Annotated in this window: 15 protein-coding genes; 14 read left to right on the forward strand and 1 reads right to left on the reverse strand. The window is 47.3% G+C overall.

Annotated elements, in window-relative coordinates:
* Positions 1–506: 506 nt before the first annotated feature.
* Positions 507–719: a hypothetical protein gene (locus LQ777_RS22230; RefSeq protein WP_232560132.1), complete on the reverse strand. Its 213-nt coding sequence runs from the start codon at positions 717–719 to the stop codon at positions 507–509.
* 645 nt (positions 720–1,364) lie between these two features.
* Here LQ777_RS22230 and LQ777_RS22235 point away from each other — a divergent pair.
* The 14 genes from LQ777_RS22235 to nuoD all read left to right on the forward strand — a co-directional run bounded on the left by LQ777_RS22235 (position 1,365) and on the right by nuoD (position 17,557).
* Positions 1,365–2,198 carry a MotA/TolQ/ExbB proton channel family protein gene (locus LQ777_RS22235; RefSeq protein ID WP_232560133.1) on the forward strand — a complete coding sequence of 278 codons (834 nt, stop codon included), beginning with the start codon at positions 1,365–1,367 and terminating at the stop codon, positions 2,196–2,198.
* Between the two features lie 62 nt (positions 2,199–2,260).
* Positions 2,261–2,887: an ExbD/TolR family protein gene (locus LQ777_RS22240; protein ID WP_232560134.1), complete on the forward strand. Its 627-nt coding sequence runs from the start codon at positions 2,261–2,263 to the stop codon at positions 2,885–2,887.
* A 72-nt stretch (positions 2,888–2,959) separates the two neighbouring features.
* A complete protein-coding gene (locus tag LQ777_RS22245) occupies positions 2,960–3,496 on the forward strand; it encodes an ExbD/TolR family protein (protein ID WP_232560135.1) in 537 nt (178 codons plus the stop codon).
* A 4-nt stretch (positions 3,497–3,500) separates the two neighbouring features.
* On the forward strand, positions 3,501–4,325 hold the full coding sequence (locus LQ777_RS22250) for an energy transducer TonB (RefSeq protein WP_232560136.1): 825 nt from the start codon (positions 3,501–3,503) through the stop codon (positions 4,323–4,325).
* Positions 4,326–4,501: 176 nt separating this feature from the next.
* Positions 4,502–5,479 carry a PstS family phosphate ABC transporter substrate-binding protein gene (locus tag LQ777_RS22255; RefSeq protein ID WP_425276914.1) on the forward strand — a complete coding sequence of 326 codons (978 nt, stop codon included), beginning with the start codon at positions 4,502–4,504 and terminating at the stop codon, positions 5,477–5,479.
* Between the two features lie 88 nt (positions 5,480–5,567).
* Positions 5,568–7,328, forward strand: coding sequence for a tetratricopeptide repeat protein (locus tag LQ777_RS22260; protein WP_232560137.1), 1,761 nt, complete (start codon positions 5,568–5,570; stop codon positions 7,326–7,328).
* A 174-nt stretch (positions 7,329–7,502) separates the two neighbouring features.
* The gene (locus tag LQ777_RS22265; RefSeq protein WP_232560138.1) at positions 7,503–8,081 is read left to right on the forward strand and encodes an adenylate kinase; all 579 of its coding nucleotides are present in this window, start codon (positions 7,503–7,505) and stop codon (positions 8,079–8,081) included.
* Between the two features lie 48 nt (positions 8,082–8,129).
* Entirely contained in the window at positions 8,130–9,140 is a 1,011-nt protein-coding gene (obgE, locus tag LQ777_RS22270; protein ID WP_232560139.1) for a GTPase ObgE, read from the forward strand.
* A 61-nt stretch (positions 9,141–9,201) separates the two neighbouring features.
* Complete coding sequence (locus LQ777_RS22275; RefSeq protein ID WP_232560140.1) at positions 9,202–12,171, forward strand: sialate O-acetylesterase; 2,970 nt, start codon at positions 9,202–9,204, stop codon at positions 12,169–12,171.
* 165 nt (positions 12,172–12,336) lie between these two features.
* Positions 12,337–14,484, forward strand: coding sequence for a T9SS type A sorting domain-containing protein (locus tag LQ777_RS22280; protein ID WP_232560141.1), 2,148 nt, complete (start codon positions 12,337–12,339; stop codon positions 14,482–14,484).
* Positions 14,485–14,702: 218 nt separating this feature from the next.
* A complete protein-coding gene (locus tag LQ777_RS22285) occupies positions 14,703–15,074 on the forward strand; it encodes an NADH-quinone oxidoreductase subunit A (protein WP_232560142.1) in 372 nt (123 codons plus the stop codon).
* Positions 15,075–15,136: 62 nt separating this feature from the next.
* Positions 15,137–15,682 (forward strand): NADH-quinone oxidoreductase subunit B, encoded by a 546-nt coding sequence (locus tag LQ777_RS22290; protein WP_232560143.1) that lies wholly within the window; start codon positions 15,137–15,139, stop codon positions 15,680–15,682.
* A gap of 70 nt (positions 15,683–15,752) precedes the next feature.
* The gene (locus tag LQ777_RS22295; RefSeq protein ID WP_232560144.1) at positions 15,753–16,253 is read left to right on the forward strand and encodes an NADH-quinone oxidoreductase subunit C; all 501 of its coding nucleotides are present in this window, start codon (positions 15,753–15,755) and stop codon (positions 16,251–16,253) included.
* 71 nt (positions 16,254–16,324) lie between these two features.
* A complete protein-coding gene (nuoD, locus tag LQ777_RS22300) occupies positions 16,325–17,557 on the forward strand; it encodes an NADH dehydrogenase (quinone) subunit D (RefSeq protein ID WP_232560145.1) in 1,233 nt (410 codons plus the stop codon).
* Positions 17,558–17,577: the final 20 nt, after the last annotated feature.

A 17,577-nucleotide genomic window follows, 5' to 3' on the forward strand; every position in this document is an offset into this window, starting at 1 on the left:
CCTACATCCGTCTTATTTTCTTATCCTTCGCAAACCTGAATCGAGTCGAAACAAGAGTCGCTCGGCTCTTCCTAAATACGTTAACTAGCAAATAGAATGCTGTGTAACCAGAAGCACAGATGCTGATTTATTTCATAGGTCGACGAGTATATGATAGTTGACCAGGCGGCCTTTGCCAGCAGGTACACTTCCAATAATCTGCCCCAGGTAAGTAAAGGCTACAACCTTACTCACGATTCTGATACGAAGCACCGTGTTGATCACAACTATCTGTTTTCCATCCGCCTTTTCTGGATTTGCTTGACTTTTTACCTGATACTAGTAGCTGTTACTTACTACGTATAGACTGCTGAGTTCTAGCGCATTTTTCAAAGAAACTGGTTTAAACAGGACTTAGACATAAGCTACTAGTGAACTACTCATACCTTATGCCTAAGGGTTGCGATATGCTGCTTGTTCAATAAAAAAAACGCTGATAGAGCGTTTTTTCTTTTCATAAGGCGTATTTAGTTCATCAAGAAGGGATCGGGCTCATAATCCACTAGGTCTGTCACAAATGATGTTCCTCGCCAAAGCGACAGCAAAGCATGAGCAGTCAGCATACCACCAATGAATGCTACAATAGCTAGCAAGTAAGAGAAAGAAAGCCATTCCGACACGATCCAACCCCGCGAGAACGTGATAAACTGGTGTAGAAAACTGCCAGTTGTAACACACATCGTAGTAAGTACCGTTGTTGATCGAAAGTAATAACAGTACATCATAGCGACACTATTTTTTAACTATAACTGTTTTCACGACAAAGTGTCCTTTTTATTGAACTCATCCAAGATTTATTTTGAATAACTATCCTGGACAAACAAATTATAATAAACTTTTTGCCAAATTTGTCAGATATACGACAAAGCCGATTAATTCGATTTCAAGCGAACAAAAAATTTTTGTTGAGTTATGCAATTTGGCCAGCTCCTGCATCTAGTAGATAGAATTTGGCAGTGACCAGTAGCTAGAGAAATAACCTTAACAATTATTTTATGAATAAAGCACCGCCTTTCGCCAGTTTGGCAGTTTGTGGCTTCAGGAAATGTTGGACGCTTGAAAAACAAGGTTTTATCGGTATATACATCAATCAGTTATGGAGATTACCTTGCCTACTAGTTTTAAGTAATTGTTGATGTAATGTCATAAGCAAATAAAATTTGGCTAATACGTTTGCGTTGTATTCATCGGAAAAACTATAGTTTTGTAGAGGTTTCGACGGGTTTCACTCAAATTTTTAACTGAACAAACCAAAAGAGTCTAAATTTTTTGCTTTTTTTACCGGGCAAACCAACTTTCAAATTTAACCCTACAGTCCAGTTCCAATGAAAACACAAACTCCTTCTCCAGCACCAGCCAAAGCAGCGGCACCAAAAAAGAAGTCAGGTGGCTTGAACCCCGCACTCGTAATTCCAGTTCTGCTGCTGATTGGTATTCTGACGTACATGTTCGTCTTTGGTGATGGCAGCCACTTCCAGGAAGGTGACAACACGAAAGAACCACTACCCGGCGACTATTTCGGCACCGTGTACAAAGGCGGTTTTATCGTACCGATTCTATTTACCTGTTTCTTGACCGTATTGGTGTTCTCTATTGAGCGTTTTATCACCATCGGTCGCGCAAACGGTTCAGGTTCAATTGATGACTTCGTTCAAAAAGTAAAAGCTTCCCTCGACCGTAATGATGTAGCAGCGGCTATCCAAGCGTGCGACAAACAAAAAGGTTCGATCGGTAACGTTGTTAAAACTGCGCTGCTGAAATACCAGCAATTAGCCGTTGACACTCAGTTGGACAAAGAACAAAAATTGGTAGCTCTGCAAAAGGAAGTGGAAGAAGCTACTACGCTTGAACTGCCAATGCTTGAGAAAAACCTGACGATCATCGCTACGCTGGCTTCGGTTTCGACGCTGATCGCTCTGCTTGGAACGGTACTTGGTATGATCCGTGCTTTCGCAGCTATGGGTGCTACCGGTCAGCCTGATACAGGCGCTCTGTCAACGGGTATCTCTGAGGCCCTTGTAAACACAGCTCTTGGCATTGGTACGGCTGCTATCGCTACGATCATGTATAGCTACTTTACCAGCCGGATTGACGTGCTGACTTACAACATCGACGAAATCGGTCTGAGCATCCAGCAAAACTTTGCTGCTCACTACTAGTCGAGACAGTATACTTAACCACCTGCCCGGCCAACGTCGGGCAGGTAGAAACAAAACAACTCATGCCAGCAGTTAAAATCAAACGTGCCAGTTCTTCGGTGGACATGACGGCGATGACTGATGTGGCGTTTCTGTTGCTGACGTTCTTTATCTTGACGGCACAATTCCGCTCACAGGACGCAGCAGCTATCGAAACCCCTTCGTCGATTTCCGGCATCAAAGTTCCTGATAGCGACATTATGACCATTGGTCTTGGACGTGATGGAAAAGTATACTTCGGTATTGACAACCAGCAGCACCGGCTCGAAATGCTGGACAACATTGCGGCTGCGAAAGGAATCACGTTCTCCCCTAAGGAAAAAAACGAGTTTTCTTTGATGTCAAACTTTGGTATGCCCATCAATCAGTTGAAATCGTATCTGAACCTTCCTAAGGAGCAACAGGCAAAAGTAAAACAGCCTGGTATTCCTACGGATTCAACAGGAGCAGCTCCGACCAACGAATTAAAAGATTGGGTATTCAATGCCCGTAAGGCTAACAACGGACTTCGTATTGCTCTGAAAGGTGATAACCTCGCTAAGTTCCCAGAGTTTAAGAACGTGTTAGCTACGCTACAAGCGCAGAATATCAACAAATTCAACCTGATCACAGGAACGGAAGCTCCTCCGGCAGGTTGGAAAGCAGACTAATGTAGTCATAGTTTTTTGATAAATGGATTTCTAAAGAGATCACTTAACGAAAAACTAAAACCAGACAAACCCATGGCAGAAATTAACACCGGTGGTGGTGGTGGTAAGCATGATGGTGGTAAGGTACGGTCCAAGAAAGCATCGACACGGGTAGATATGACCCCGATGGTAGACTTAGGCTTCCTTCTAATCACTTTCTTCATCTTGGCCACCACCTTGAGCAAGCCATCTTCGATGACGCTCAACGTACCGGACAAAACCAAAACAGAAGAGACGGAGCCTATCAAGGCGTCCAACGTAATGACGATCTTCTTGGGGAAAGATAACAAGGCCCATTACATTTTCGGTAAAGCGGCCAATGAAGATCCCGAAGTAAAGACCGTTAGTTACGGCTACGATTTCCGGCAGGCTATCCAAGAAAACGCACGGAAAGTAGCTGCTGACAAATTTGTTGTGGTTATCAAACCAACCAAGTTGTCGACCTACAAAAACATGGTTGACGTACTGGATGAAATGGCCATTACGAAAACGAAACGGTACGCGCTGGTAGATCAGCTGACGCCGGATGAGAAAAAGATGCTCAAGGACAAAGTAAAAATCGACGTATAACACCATGGCAGAATTAGAATCCCAGGCAACACTCGATGATATCGTGTTTGCCAATCGGAACAAAGCGTATGGTGCTTACGAACTGCGGAAGACTTATCCAAGGACCGTTACACGTGCCCTGATCATTGGTGGTATTCTGTTTACACTCGGTGTATTAACACCTACCATCATAACAGCTTTGACTCCGGAGCCAGAAGAACAGGCAATGGTTGAAGTGGACTTAATGAAGCTTCCACCACCGCCAATTGACCCGAACGAGCCGCCACCGCCACCACCACCACCGGTCGAAATGCCGAAGGTGAACACGGTGAAATTCCTTCCACCGGAAGTAAAACCGGATGAGGAAGTACCCGAGGAAACACCGCCACCGGCAGTTGAAGAACTGAAGGAAGCTGTAGCCGCTGAAAAAACGCAGGAAGGGGACCCCAACGCAGAGGAAGTAATCGCTGCTCCTGAAGCAACGGCTGCTCCTACTAAAGTTGAGGTGGCTGTTGAAGCCGCTCCGAAAGAAGAGGAAATCTTCACTGTGGTAGAGCAACAACCTGAATTCACGGGTGGTATGGCTGCACTGGGACAATACCTGGGAAAAAACCTTCGCTATCCAGCAGCTGCTCAGCGGGCTAACGTTTCAGGACGGGTATTCGTAAGTTTCGTTGTTAATACCGATGGTAGTATTCAGGACGTTCAAATCTTGAAAGGCTTAGGTTTCGGTACCGATGAAGAAGCGAAGCGCGTAGTACAAGGTATGCCAAAGTGGCGCCCAGGCAAACAGTCAGGTCGTCCGGTTCGTGTAAAATACAACCTACCGATCAACTTCACGCTGGAATAAGTAATCTATGCGCGGACAAAATCGAGGTCCATCCAAGGTAACGCTGTATATATCAGTATTAGCTTCGATGGCATACTTGGGAGGAGGCATCGCACTGATTGCCTCCTCTCAGTCTTTTGGACTGTTACCTGAAGGAGGGTTCATTCGGTACGGGTTAGCAGCACTCCTTTTACTTTATGGAAGTTTTCGGGCTTATCGAGCTTACCAAGGTCTGCGAGGCAATGACTAAACTAAAGATTTTCGGGCTTTTACTGATCGCAGCTTTGCTGGGAAGCTGCGATGGTAAGCCACCGCTGGATAATCCGGCTCGCGGCACTATTGTGATAGCAGCCGACGAATCGTTTCGCCCATTGGTTACGCAGTTGACATCTGCTTATTCGGGTATTTATCCCGACGCTCACTTCAAAGTGATTTACAAGCCAGAGCAGGAAGCTATCAATCTGATGCTGAAGGATAGTGCCCGAATGGCATTCACGACCCGGTTATTGACAGCGAACGAAAAGGCCGTTTTAAACCAGCGTAAGATCGTTGGAGCGAGTACAAAACTGGCTACTGACGGTGTCGCACTCATCATCAATCAGACTAATACGGACAGCCTGATGACAATGGATGAATTGAAGCAGGTATTTACGGGTAAAATAAAGCAGTGGTCGCAGTTAAAGGGTGGTAACCAGTCAGGTCCGATCACGCTCGTTTTTGACAATAACAATTCCAGCAATTTAGAGTTTGTATTGCATAAGTTTGAGATCAAGAACGTAACGGGTCTGCGGATTTTTACCGCTAAATCGAACCGCGAGGTTATTGACTTCGTACGGCAGAATCCGTCTGCCTTAGGTTTTATCGGCGTGAACTGGATTAGCGACGGTGATGAGCCACTTACTGCAGAGCTGTCGAAAGACTTACGGGTAGTAGGTATCTCACCGAAAACGAATCCGACGGAACGGGCTGATTACTTTCAGCCATTTCAGGAAGACTTAGGTATGCAACGATATCCACTGCGTCGCCCTGTATACGCACTGAGCCGGGAAGCCCATCCTGGTCTGGCGGGAGGCTTGGTCAATTACGTTATTCGGGATGCTGGTTCGCTTATTATTTATAAATTAGGTCTGTGGCCATCCGTACCGTATAATCGGGAAGTAAATCTAAGAAAATAAGCAATTTTTGGGTTTGCCCGCAATTTTTTAGTTTTGCTAATTGTTAACTAGTCATAAAACCTTTTTTCCATTTTCCAACCTGTAATACATGATGAACAACCAGAGAAAATCGCTGTTGACCATCCTGTTCGTAGGAACGTCCCTAGCTGCTCCACTTATGGCGCAGGATGTTCAAACGGCATTGAAAGACGTGGAGGCTGAGCGGTTTAATAAAGCGGGACAAACGCTTACTCAGCTAGCAACCAGCTCACCATCAGCAGAGAATCAATTTTATCTAGGCTATTATTATCTAAGAAGCGGACAAATTGATCAAGCTAAAGCAGCCTTTGAAAAGGGTGCAGCCGCTGATAAGAAAGACCAATTAAATAACATTGGTTTAGCTGGTGTTGCTCTGGCAAAGAAAGATCGTGCGACGGCTAAAACATTAATCGACAACGCTGTTTCGGCAACGAAAAGCAAGGACCAGAACGTACTGCTCCGGGCTGGCGAAATGTATACGCTGGAAGAAACAAACGATCCAGCAGAAGCGATTCGCCTTCTGACCATTGCTGACGAAAAAGACAAGAAGAACGAGAACCCAGAGATTGAAATGACTCTCGGTGATGCATACTTCTTGAAAAACGACGGTGGTAATGCTATTTCGAAATATGAGAATGCATTAGCAATCAGTCCGAATCTGGCCGAAGCGAACTATAAAATTGGTCGGCTTTACCTGCGTGGTAAAAACTACACGAAAGCACAAGAGTACTTCAAGCTAGCGATTCAAAACGATCCTGAGTTTGCACCTACTTACCGTGCGTACGCAGATGCACTTGCTAACTCTCGGGCGTACAAATCAGCTGCTCAGAACTACGAACTGTACGTTCAGAAAAGCGGAACAACGGATCCAGAGCAGTTACTTGACGTAGCTCGTTATAAGTTCTTGGCTGAAGATTATCAGGGTGCTACAGCTTACTTGGATCAACTGAAAGGGAAAGTAAACAACCCAATCATTGACCGCATGTACGGTTGGGCATACACGGCTACGGGCAAAAACAACGAAGCTGTAGAAGCGCTGAACCGCTTTATTACGTCGTCACCTCAGAAAGTAATGTCTGATGACTATAAGTATCTAGGACGTGCGTACGGACAGTTAGGTACTCCAGAGGGTGATTCATTAGGCATCGCAAACTTGGAAAAGGCAGCTTCTCAGGATACGACGGATAACTTATATCGTGAAATTGCTAAGAAGTACTACGATTCGAAGCGTTTCGACAAAGCTAGCGATTACTACACGAAGACGATTCAGCGCGATAAAAAGCCACAAAACAACGATTTCCTGTGGCTTGGCCTGTCGAGCTATCAATACGCTCCTCGTGTAGGTCGTGACAGTTCAGCGGCTCCAATGGATACAGCTCAGATCCGTCAGGTGAAACAGCAGTATTACATGAAGGCAGATTCAGCTTTCGGCCAGATGGCCCAGCGTATCGAAGCAGATGGTAAGACATATCCGTTGGCTTACTACTACCGTGCTATGTCGAATTACTATGCTTACGCTAAAGAACCAGAGAAAGCTAGTAGCTCAGCTACACCCTATTTTGAGAAGTTCATCGAGCAGGCTACTACGCCGAAGGATGCATCCGACAAAACGGATTACTCAAGATATCTGGTAACAGCTTACAAAACGCTGGCAGGTTTCAATATTGCGAAGAAAGACGACGCCAAGGCGAAAGAGTATTTCAATAAGGTATTGGAAATAAATCCAAATGATCCTGATGTGAAAAAAGCTTTGGAAGAGCCAAAAGCAGCTTCCCCAGCGGGCAGACCAGCAACTAAGGCACCGGCGCGCAAAAGCACGGCTGGAAAATAATCCGGTTCGCATGCAGTAAATAAAAAAGGGCAGACGATTGGTCTGCCCTTTTTTATTTAGTTTCCAGTTGATAAAATCCTGTTACTCATTACGAGTGCATCTATTATTTTAGAAGGGGAATCGTAACTTTGCGGGCGCAATTTTTTGCCCAGACGAATACTTAATCAGAGCTGTATGCTTAACCTTGTACTGTTTGGCCCGCCTGGTGCTGGCAAAGGGACCCAAAGTGAAAAACTGATCAATACCTATAACCTTGTCCACTTATCGACCGGCGACCTGTTACGCTCTCAAATTGCTGCTGGTACCGAGCTGGGTCTGAAAGCAAAGCAACTAATGGATCAGGGTTTGCTGGTTCCTGATGACGTAGTCATTGGAATGATCGAAAGTAAATTACAGGAAAATCAGTCCGCAGCAGGATTTATCTTTGACGGCTTTCCCCGGACAGTACCACAAGCTGAAGCGTTAGACAAACTGCTGGGTCAGTACGATACACAGATCACTACAATGGTGGCGTTGGTCGTAGATGATGAAGAACTCACCCGCCGTCTGCTATTAAGAGGAGAAACCTCCGGTCGACCTGATGATCAGAATGAAGAATTGATCCGTCGGCGCGTAAAGGAATACAACGAAAAAACAACGCCTGTTGCTGACTATTATAACAGCCAGGGAAAATTTGCAGCTATTGATGGTATTGGTGATATTGATACCATTTTCAATCTGATTTGTAGTAAAATTGAGCAGGCCGTCGGTTAACGAAGCGAATTTCGTTGCCTTCAGACGCTAGCAGTAGTACAATACAATATGGCTTCATCCAATTTCATAGATTACGTAAAAATAAATTGTCGTTCGGGCGCAGGCGGAGCGGGATCGGTTCACTTCCGACGTGAAAAACACGTTCCTAAAGGCGGACCAGATGGTGGCGACGGTGGACGAGGAGGTCATATTATTTTAAAAGGTAACGCTCAGTTGTGGACGTTACTTCACTTGAAATACCGCAAGCACATCAAGGCAGAGAATGGAACAGCGGGTGAAGGTGGTAGACGTAGTGGAGCACAGGGTCAGGATGTAATCCTGGAAGTTCCACTTGGTACCATCGCCCGCAATCCAGACACGAGCGAGCAGCTTGCCGAGATTACCGAAGATGGACAGGAGATCATTCTATTTCCTGGCGGCAGGGGTGGTTTAGGTAATGACCACTTTAAAAACTCAACGCAACAGGCACCCTATTACGCGCAGCCGGGTGAACCTGGCCTAGAAGAATGGGTTGTACTTGAGTTAAAACTACTCGCCGATGTTGGTCTGGTCGGTTTCCCTAACGCCGGTAAATCGACGCTCCTGTCAGTTGTGTCAGCTGCGCGTCCCGAAATTGCTGATTATCCGTTTACAACCCTTGTACCCAATCTAGGGGTCGTAGCTTATAGGGATTATAAGTCATTTGTTATGGCGGATATTCCGGGCATTATCGAAGGAGCTTCACAAGGCAAAGGACTCGGTCTTCGCTTCCTGCGGCATATTGAGCGAAATTCGGTGCTCTTGTTTGTAATACCCGCCAACAGTCCCGACATTCGACAGGAATACAACACGCTGTTGAACGAACTACGCGAGTATAATCCAGAATTGATGGACAAAGATCGTCTACTGGCAATCTCGAAAATAGATCTGGTTGAGCAGGACGAATTAACACGAATTAAAGAGACATTACCGAAGAAATTACCCGTAACGTTTATATCAGCAGTTACCCAGCAGGGGTTAGATGAACTAAAAGATAGCATCTGGCAACGACTGACGGCAACGCCTGAGCTAACAGATTGAAACGTGCAGAACTCTAGTCATTCTGGTCGCTGAGTCTACAACTTGGCAGCATTCAATAGTTATGAAACAATTTTCATTAGTCTGCTGTCTCGTCGTAGGGCTACTGTTGCCAACATACGCGACAGCTCAGATTCAGGTATCGTTTCCTACCAGCCGAGCTGTTTTCCAGCGTAATGCAAGTAACCAAGCCACTTTTCGAATAACGGGGTATTACACCGTGCCTATCACGCAAGTTCAGGCTCGTGTCCAGGCCCGTAACAACCAGGGAACGTCTACGGATTGGCAGACCATACTTGACAATCCAAGCGGAGGTATTTACACTGGCGATTTAACCGTAACAGGAGGCTGGTACGATCTTCAGGTTAGAGGACTGACTAACGGACAGCAAGTTGGAGACGTTACGACGATTGAGCGCGTTGGCGTTGGCGAGGTGTTTGTCATTGCTGGCCAGTCGAATGCGCAGGGCGTTCATTACAGTGCTCCCGTTTCTACCGATGACCGGGTCAACTGCGTCAATTACAAATACCCGGAGAATGCCTATCCGAACGATCCTCCCGTTCCCCAATTTTCTCACTTAGATAACAGTGACGGCTTCATCGTCGCACCACGTGGCATGGGCAGTTGGTACTGGGGACGTTTAGGCGACCTGCTAGCGACCCGTCTGAACGTGCCGATCATGTTTTTCAATGCCGCCTTCACGGGTACTTCCATTCGAAACTGGAGCGATAGTGCTCCCGAGGGAGGAGCCGCCTATGGGTACGGTGGTAGCCCTTATCCAGCCCGGCAACCATACGCTGGCCTGAAAGTAGCCTTGCAGTCTTACGCCAACATACTGGGCATCAGAGCTGTCTTGTGGCACCAGGGCGAAGCGGATAATGTGTTCAACACAACTACGCAAAGCTACGTCACCGATCTCCAGTTTGTCATTAACCAAACCCGACAAGATTACGGGCGAAACATCTCCTGGGTCGTTGCCAGAGCCTCCCATTACGATCCGTTGGGTGCTAGCAACCGCATCATTGCCGCGCAGAATCAAGTTATTTCCACAGTACCGAACGTATTTCCCGGACCGTCTACCGACACGGTTCAGGTTCCACGGTATCGGGCACCACTTTTTGATCCCGACCGTGTTCACTTCGATTACAATGGCCTGGTTACAGCCGCTACTTTGTGGAACGGTAGCCTCGATGATTCCTTTTTTCAACGATCAACACCGTTTGGACCTGCTTTAGCACCTACCGTTTCGGTAGCTTGCGCAGGCAACAATCTTACGTTTACAGTTAACGGTACTTACTCCTCAGTTCAGTGGGAAGCGGGCGAAAGCGGGCGCACTGTAACCAAAGGTCCGGGGGCACTATACCGGGCTAAAGTGAAAGATGCCTCGGGTAATACAAACTATACAGGGTATCTAAGGGTGTCAGATACCCCAATAGCTAGTGTAGCCAATAACCGCTTACCCATCATTTGTGCCGGTACGACGCTCGCTTTAACGTCCAACTATGATAATGTAACCTGGTTAAGTCAACCAAATAACGTGAGCGTCGCTTCAGGAAGAACGTTCAACGCAAGTTTAGTCGGAAGCTATTCAGCTCGCTACCGCGATGTCAGTGGTTGTGACTTCACGTCAAATACGCTTCAATTGACGACTAGTCCTCTCCCGGCGACTCCGACTATAACAAACGGCAGGTCTACTACGTTTTGCCAGGGCGACAACACAACCTTGCAGGCATCCAGTAACAATGTCGTTTACAACTGGAGCGATGGGCAAAAAGCAAAGCAGATCACCGTTACAACCTCTGGTTCCTATACGGCAACGGTCACCGATCAGAACGGATGTACTTCGTTACCCTCCAACGTCATACAAGTAGTCGCCAATCCAGTACCGGCAAAACCAACCATTACGGCGAGTGGTGCCACTACGTTCTGCGCTGACCGAAACGTTGTCCTGACTGCACCTACTGAAGCCGTGTATGCGTGGAATAATGGACAAACGGTACAAAGTCTAACCGTTACCCAGTCGGGTGACTATTCGGTTGTGACCAGAAATCGGTTTGGCTGCACTTCCGAACGGTCCGACGTAGTAACTACGAAGGTAAACCCGCTTCCCGCAACGCCCAGCGTATCGGCGGGTGGCGCAACGACATTCTGCGCAGGAAATAGCGTTACCTTAAACGCAGCCTCACCGTTAAACGTGGTGTGGTCAAGTGGTCAAACGAGCAAAGCAATCAGTGTAACGCAGTCCGGTAACTACGCAGTACAGTCGCGTGACCAAAATGGCTGTCTATCTACCTTTTCACCCAGAATCAATGTACGCGTCAATGCGTTACCCAATGCGCCAACCATCGTATCCACTCCTTCGGCAACCATCTGCCAGGGCGATCGGGCAACGCTTACGGTAGAAGGTCCGTACACCGTTTTTTGGTCAACCGGTGACTCTACACGCGCTATCACAACAGGACAAGCCGGCAATTACTCAGCCCGAATTCGCGATCAGAACGGTTGTGTTTCTACGCTGTCTGCTGCTACAACAGTTGATGTCAGGGCACTACCCCCCGCTCCTACCATAAACGCAATCGGTACATACACGCTTGAAGCGGTTAGCTCAACGAACGGCGAACGTTTTCGGTGGCGCCGGGATACGGATTCACTGGCCGTCCAAACGGCAATCATTAAGGCTGGTCGTTCGGGCAATTACACCGCCCGTTCATCCATTGTTTACTCAAACACCCTTACCTGTTTCTCCCTACCTTCGGCACCATTTTTGTACACGATAGATGCAAGCTTTGAGGGGCTAAGTGTGTATCCTAACCCGAATCCAAATAAGGTTGTCACGCTAGAAACACAGGAAAATTTATCCAACGCGACAGTTACGCTCTACAAGCCTACTGGGCAAAGAGTATTAACCAGAAATGTGGGTTTATTTGACGAACGAAAACAACTAATCTTGACCGACTTACCCTCCGGAGTTTACATTTTACGCGTAGAAGCGGCTGGTTTTAGCAGAACCAGACGAATTTTGCTCGGATTGTAATATAAAACCCGGTATACCGTTTAATCATAGAATCCCCGGTAGAATTTGTATTTTGCCGGGGATTTTACGGTATAGCCAAATAAAGACTAGCTGTTCAATACCGAACGTATTGAGCCTGATAGCTTTCAACAAACTAAGTGAAACAGGGTAAGACAGGAGCGACACATGAAAAAATGTTTTAGTGTATATATTTTTCTGCTATTTGGTTTAATAGCTACGCTCTACCGCACGCAGGCACAAACGACCAACCAGATAGTTAAGATCACTTACCCCGAAAGCCGTGCCGTTTTTCAACGAGGTAATGATGATTTCAGCACCATTTACATTTCGGGAAATTATTACCAGCCCGTAGACAGCGTCCAGGCCCGCGTTGTTGCGGAGCAGTCGGGTCAGGGAATCAATACCGAATGGGCCACTGTTCAGCGGAATCCCCAGGGTGGCATCTTCCAAAGCTCCTTACGGGCAAAGGGCGGCTGGTACCGGCTGGAAGTGCAGGCTTTTTCGGGGGGCGCAATCGTAGGTACGGATGTTATCCGTAAAGTTGGTGTCGGCGAAGTGTTTATCATTACCGGACAGTCCAACGCACAGGGTTTTCAGAATTTTGGCGCATTGGGTGCTTCGGATGATCGAGTGAACTGCGTTACGTATGACAACAGTACGGCTAACTCACTGAACGATCCGCCAGCTCCTACTTTTCAGCAACTAGGTGCAAGTTCATTGATCGGTCCACGGGGGCAAAGCGCCTGGTGCTGGGGTGTTCTTGGCGACTTGATTGCTAAGCAGTACAACGTTCCCGTATTGTTTATCAATACAGCCTGGCAGGCAACCACCATAAACAACTGGAAAGAAAGCGCGGACGGTCAAATAACTAAAAACATATTTGCCCTTGGTACGCCCAACGAGAATTTTCCCGCTGGAATGCCCTACGCAAACCTGCTGATTGCCCTCCGCTACTACTGTTCCCTTCAGGGATTGCGGGCAGTGCTGTGGCAGCAGGGCGAAAACGACAACGTCCCGCTGCATTCCAGCCGAAAAGTGTATAGCGAGGGGATGCAGTACTTGGTCAATAAGACCCGCTCTGATACAGATCGCTATCCAGCCTGGGTGCTGGCCCGGTCGTCGTACAACGTAGGCGAGGTTAGTCAGGACATTATCCAGGCTCAGAACGACGTTATCAACACCTATAACAACAACGTATTTGCAGGACCTTTTACCGATAATATTCAGATTCCCCGTTATGAGGGTAATGTACACTTTGGTGGTGAAGGCTTACAGCAGCTCGGCCAAGCCTGGTTTAATAGTTTGAACGCCATATTTTTTGCGACATCGCGCCCGCTCACTCCGCTTCCTTCGCCTGCGGTAACCGTAGCTTGCGGGTCGAACAATAACTTAACCGTTAGCTTGCCCAGCTTATACCGATCATATACGTGGAATAACGGTCAGACATCACGGACCATCAACGTCAATCAGCCCGGCGTTTATCGGGCAACCCTGAAAGACAATACAGGCAATACCTACCTGTCACCAGCCATCGATGTACAGGGTATTATTCAGCCAACAGTTCCTACCATCGCTTTGAACACGCAGCCGAATCAGGCAGCGACTTCTCAGCAACAGGTCTGCGCCGACTCGGCCTTAGTGCTCACGGCTAGTTCGTCGGCGGGTAGCATACCCTTGTGGAGTACAGGAATCAGTAGTAAAACAATATCATTGACGGCATCGGGCACTTACTCGGCTCAGGCAATCAATGTGTACGGTTGTAAATCAGCCCAATCGTCGCCTATTACCCTGACGGTTCGTCCTAAGCTGTTCGTTCCTGTTGTCGAGCAAGTCGGTACATATTCGCTGGAAGCCGCTTTACCCGCACCAACCAGTGGTGGTACTGACCAGTTCGACTGGCGACGGGCTAATGACCTCATTCCCCAGACTAGTTCAGTAGTCAAGGTTATCGTCAGTGGCAGCTACTCCGCCCGTACCAAAACGACTTTCACTCTGAACGGTAGCCAGAATTTGACCTGCTATTCGGACTATAGCGCACCCAGAGAGTTTGTATTTGACCAGACTACTGGTGGCGTCAGCGTTTATCCGAACCCGTCAACGGATGGTATGGTAACCGTTGAAACTGAAGAGAACCTGAAAGATGCGCTCGTTGACGTTTACTCCATGACCGGCCAGCAATTATCCTCCTACGTGGTACCGTTGTTCAATGAGCGAAAAGCGGTAGACCTGTCAGGACTTGCTAAAGGTGAATACATTATCCGGATTCGGGCAGCTGGGTTCAACGTATCCCGGCGCGTGATCGTTGCTCAGTAATACGTCGAACAATAACCTACTTACCAAGAAGTCCTTTTCACTGAAAAGGACTTCTTGTTTATAAGCATTCTAAGTAACAGTTGACTGGGAGCTATCTGTTGAAAAAAAGGCGGTTAGCCTGTATATTTGGAGGATGTTCGGATGAACGTCCGGGCAGCAATTAAATGTGCTTATTGGTTTTATCGCTACCTTTGTAGCACTACTTTTAATAGTACTGTATGAACGCGACTTACCTACCGGCCGACTATCTGCCGGTGCTCATTCAGCTTGGTTTAGCCCTTGGTTTCATCATCACAACGATGTTTGTAACCCATGCCATTGGTCCCAAGCGGAACAGTGAGAAAAAAGATGATCCATTTGAGTGCGGTATTCCTGTTCAGGGTGATGCACGCACGCCAATCTCGATCAAGTATTTTCTGATCGCTATCCTGTTCGTTTTGTTCGACGTGGAAGTAATCTTTTTGTACCCATGGGCTGTTAATTTCAAAGGGCTTGGCATGACCGGTTTTATTGAAATGGTTTTGTTTATGGGCTTGTTGCTGGCTGGTTTCTATTACATCATCCGCAAGGGTGTTTTGAAGTGGGAATAGCAGCAGTAAATGAATTTTAGTACATTCTTATTCGTTGTTAGAGTAATCAAACACAACGTTTTATGGCAACTGACATTAAGCTGGCCGAAGCTCCGCCTAGTTATGACGGGCAGGGATTCTCTGCCACTTCTTTCGATAAAGTAATTGGACTGGCCCGGGCAAATTCGCTCTGGCCACTGCCATTTGCAACCTCATGCTGCGGCATTGAATTCATGGCTACCCTGGCTTCCGACTGGGATTTAGGTCGTTTTGGCTCTGAACGGAACAGCTTTTCGCCCCGTCAGGCTGATATGCTTCTGGTAGCCGGTACCATTGCAAAAAAAATGGGACCTGTTGTCAAGCAGGTATATTTACAGATGGCTGAACCGCGCTGGGTGGTGGCTATTGGGGCATGCGCGTCGAGCGGTGGTATTTTCGATACCTACAGCGTGTTGCAGGGTATTGACCGGATCATTCCGGTTGACGTATACGTACCTGGTTGCCCACCACGTCCTGAACAGATTATTGAAGGAGTCATGCAGATTCAGGAGCTGGCCAAAAACGAATCGCTGCGCCGTCGTAATACAGAAGAATACCAGAAGTTGTTGAACTCGTATAATATTCAGTAATAACCACTTTACGTGAGATTGGTCGCCACAGATACTACCAATCCCGCATAAAGTTGTCTTACCCACCCCTATGCTGACGAACGAATCAGTCGCGCAAACCATCATTACTCAATTTGGTGAAGCCGTTAGTGATTTTGACGATCCTTATGATCTGCTAACATTTTCGACTACCCGCGAGACAATCATTTCGCTCATCACTTTTCTGAAAGAGCACTCGACTTTGCAGGTTGGTTTTCTGACCGATATCACAGCCGTTCATTATCCTGATTCTCCCGGAAAAGAGTTCTGCGTTGTGTATCACTTGCACAGCCTGATCAACAACCTCCGGCTACGCGTTAAAGTCTATCTGTCGAACGAGGATCTTCACATTCCAACGGCTATTCCGCTGTTCATGAGCGCGAACTGGATGGAACGCGAAACTTTTGACCTGTTCGGTATTATCTTCGATGGTCATCCGGATTTACGTCGAATCCTGAACATGGAAGAAATGGATTATCACCCAATGCGCAAAGAATATCCGCTTGAAGATCAAACTCGGGAGGATAAGATCGACGCCTTGTTTGGACGATAAACGTGCAAAGGACCGACCCGTAATTTTATATTTACCACTCGTCCGTTCTTTTGCTTTTTACCCTTTGACATATGGTTTCTGAAGAACTCGATATAGCGAATAAAAACCTGCCTGCCGAACAAGGTCCTGTTCAGTACGTTAACGAACTGACCACGCTTAACCTTGGGCCAACGCACCCTGCTACTCACGGTATTTTCCAGAACATTCTGCAAATGGATGGGGAGAAAATCGTATCGGGCGAGCAGACAATTGGCTATATCCACCGGGCCTTTGAAAAAATTGCAGAACGGCGTCCTTTCTACCAGATTACGACGCTTACCGACCGCATGAATTACTGCTCGTCGCCCATCAACAACATGGGCTGGCACATGACGGTTGAGAAACTGCTCGGCATTGACGTTCCTAAGCGCGCTCAATACATCCGTGTCATTATGATGGAGCTGGCCCGCATTGCTGACCACATCATTTGTAACGCCATTCTGGGTGCTGATACGGGTGCGCTCACCGGTTTTACGTACATATTCCAGGAGCGTGAGAAAATTTACGATATCTACGAAGAAGTTTGTGGAGCTCGTCTGACGACTAACATGGGCCGGATCGGTGGCATGGAGCGCGACCTTTCTCCTACTGCTATTCGGAAGATAAAAGAATTCCTGGACCGTTTTCCAAAAGTACTGACTGAGTTTGAAAACCTGTTCAACCGCAACCGGATTTTCATGGATCGGGTTGTGAACGTCGGTGGCATTTCGGCAGAACGTGCGCTCAGCTACGGTTTCACGGGTCCGAATCTACGGGCCGCCGGTGTTGACTACGATGTTCGCGTTATGAACCCGTACTCGTCGTACCAAGATTTCGAATTCGACATTCCCGTTGGTCAGAGCGGTGATACGTATGATCGTTACATGGTTCGTGGGGAGGAGATGTGGCAAAGTCTGCGCATCATCAAACAGGCGATTGACAACCTGCCCGAAGGCTCTCATTACGCCGATGCCCCTCAGTATTACCTTCCTCCCAAACAGGAAGTTTACAAAAACATGGAGGCTCTTATCTATCACTTCAAGATTGTGATGGGTGAAATCGACGCCCCTGTTGGTGAGGTTTACCACGCGGTTGAAGGTGGTAACGGCGAGTTGGGCTTTTATCTGATCAGCGACGGGGGCCGGGCTCCTTACCGGTTACACTTCCGTCGTCCATGCTTTATCTACTACCAGGCTTACCCTGAAATGTGTAAAGGTATGACGCTGTCAGACGCCATTATTATCATGAGTAGTATGAACGTCATTGCTGGTGAATTAGATGCGTAATGTAAGTTTCACCAAGCCGT

It is taken from the genome of Spirosoma oryzicola, from assembly GCF_021233055.1.
In the GTDB taxonomy this organism is placed as follows: domain Bacteria; phylum Bacteroidota; class Bacteroidia; order Cytophagales; family Spirosomataceae; genus Spirosoma; species Spirosoma oryzicola.

Bases quoted from the DNA above. Each gene is read 5' to 3' on its own strand.
- LQ777_RS22230 (WP_232560132.1), bottom strand. From the start codon at position 719: ATGTGTGTTACAACTGGCAGTTTTCTACACCAGTTTATCACGTTCTCG.
- LQ777_RS22235 (WP_232560133.1), top strand. From the start codon at position 1,365: ATGAAAACACAAACTCCTTCTCCAGCACCAGCCAAAGCAGCGGCACCA.
- LQ777_RS22240 (WP_232560134.1), top strand. From the start codon at position 2,261: ATGCCAGCAGTTAAAATCAAACGTGCCAGTTCTTCGGTGGACATGACG.
- LQ777_RS22245 (WP_232560135.1), top strand. From the start codon at position 2,960: ATGGCAGAAATTAACACCGGTGGTGGTGGTGGTAAGCATGATGGTGGT.
- LQ777_RS22250 (WP_232560136.1), top strand. From the start codon at position 3,501: ATGGCAGAATTAGAATCCCAGGCAACACTCGATGATATCGTGTTTGCC.
- LQ777_RS22255 (WP_425276914.1), top strand. From the start codon at position 4,502: ATGGAAGTTTTCGGGCTTATCGAGCTTACCAAGGTCTGCGAGGCAATG.
- LQ777_RS22260 (WP_232560137.1), top strand. From the start codon at position 5,568: ATGATGAACAACCAGAGAAAATCGCTGTTGACCATCCTGTTCGTAGGA.
- LQ777_RS22265 (WP_232560138.1), top strand. From the start codon at position 7,503: ATGCTTAACCTTGTACTGTTTGGCCCGCCTGGTGCTGGCAAAGGGACC.
- obgE (WP_232560139.1), top strand. From the start codon at position 8,130: ATGGCTTCATCCAATTTCATAGATTACGTAAAAATAAATTGTCGTTCG.
- LQ777_RS22275 (WP_232560140.1), top strand. From the start codon at position 9,202: ATGAAACAATTTTCATTAGTCTGCTGTCTCGTCGTAGGGCTACTGTTG.
- LQ777_RS22280 (WP_232560141.1), top strand. From the start codon at position 12,337: ATGAAAAAATGTTTTAGTGTATATATTTTTCTGCTATTTGGTTTAATA.
- LQ777_RS22285 (WP_232560142.1), top strand. From the start codon at position 14,703: ATGAACGCGACTTACCTACCGGCCGACTATCTGCCGGTGCTCATTCAG.
- LQ777_RS22290 (WP_232560143.1), top strand. From the start codon at position 15,137: ATGGCAACTGACATTAAGCTGGCCGAAGCTCCGCCTAGTTATGACGGG.
- LQ777_RS22295 (WP_232560144.1), top strand. From the start codon at position 15,753: ATGCTGACGAACGAATCAGTCGCGCAAACCATCATTACTCAATTTGGT.
- nuoD (WP_232560145.1), top strand. From the start codon at position 16,325: ATGGTTTCTGAAGAACTCGATATAGCGAATAAAAACCTGCCTGCCGAA.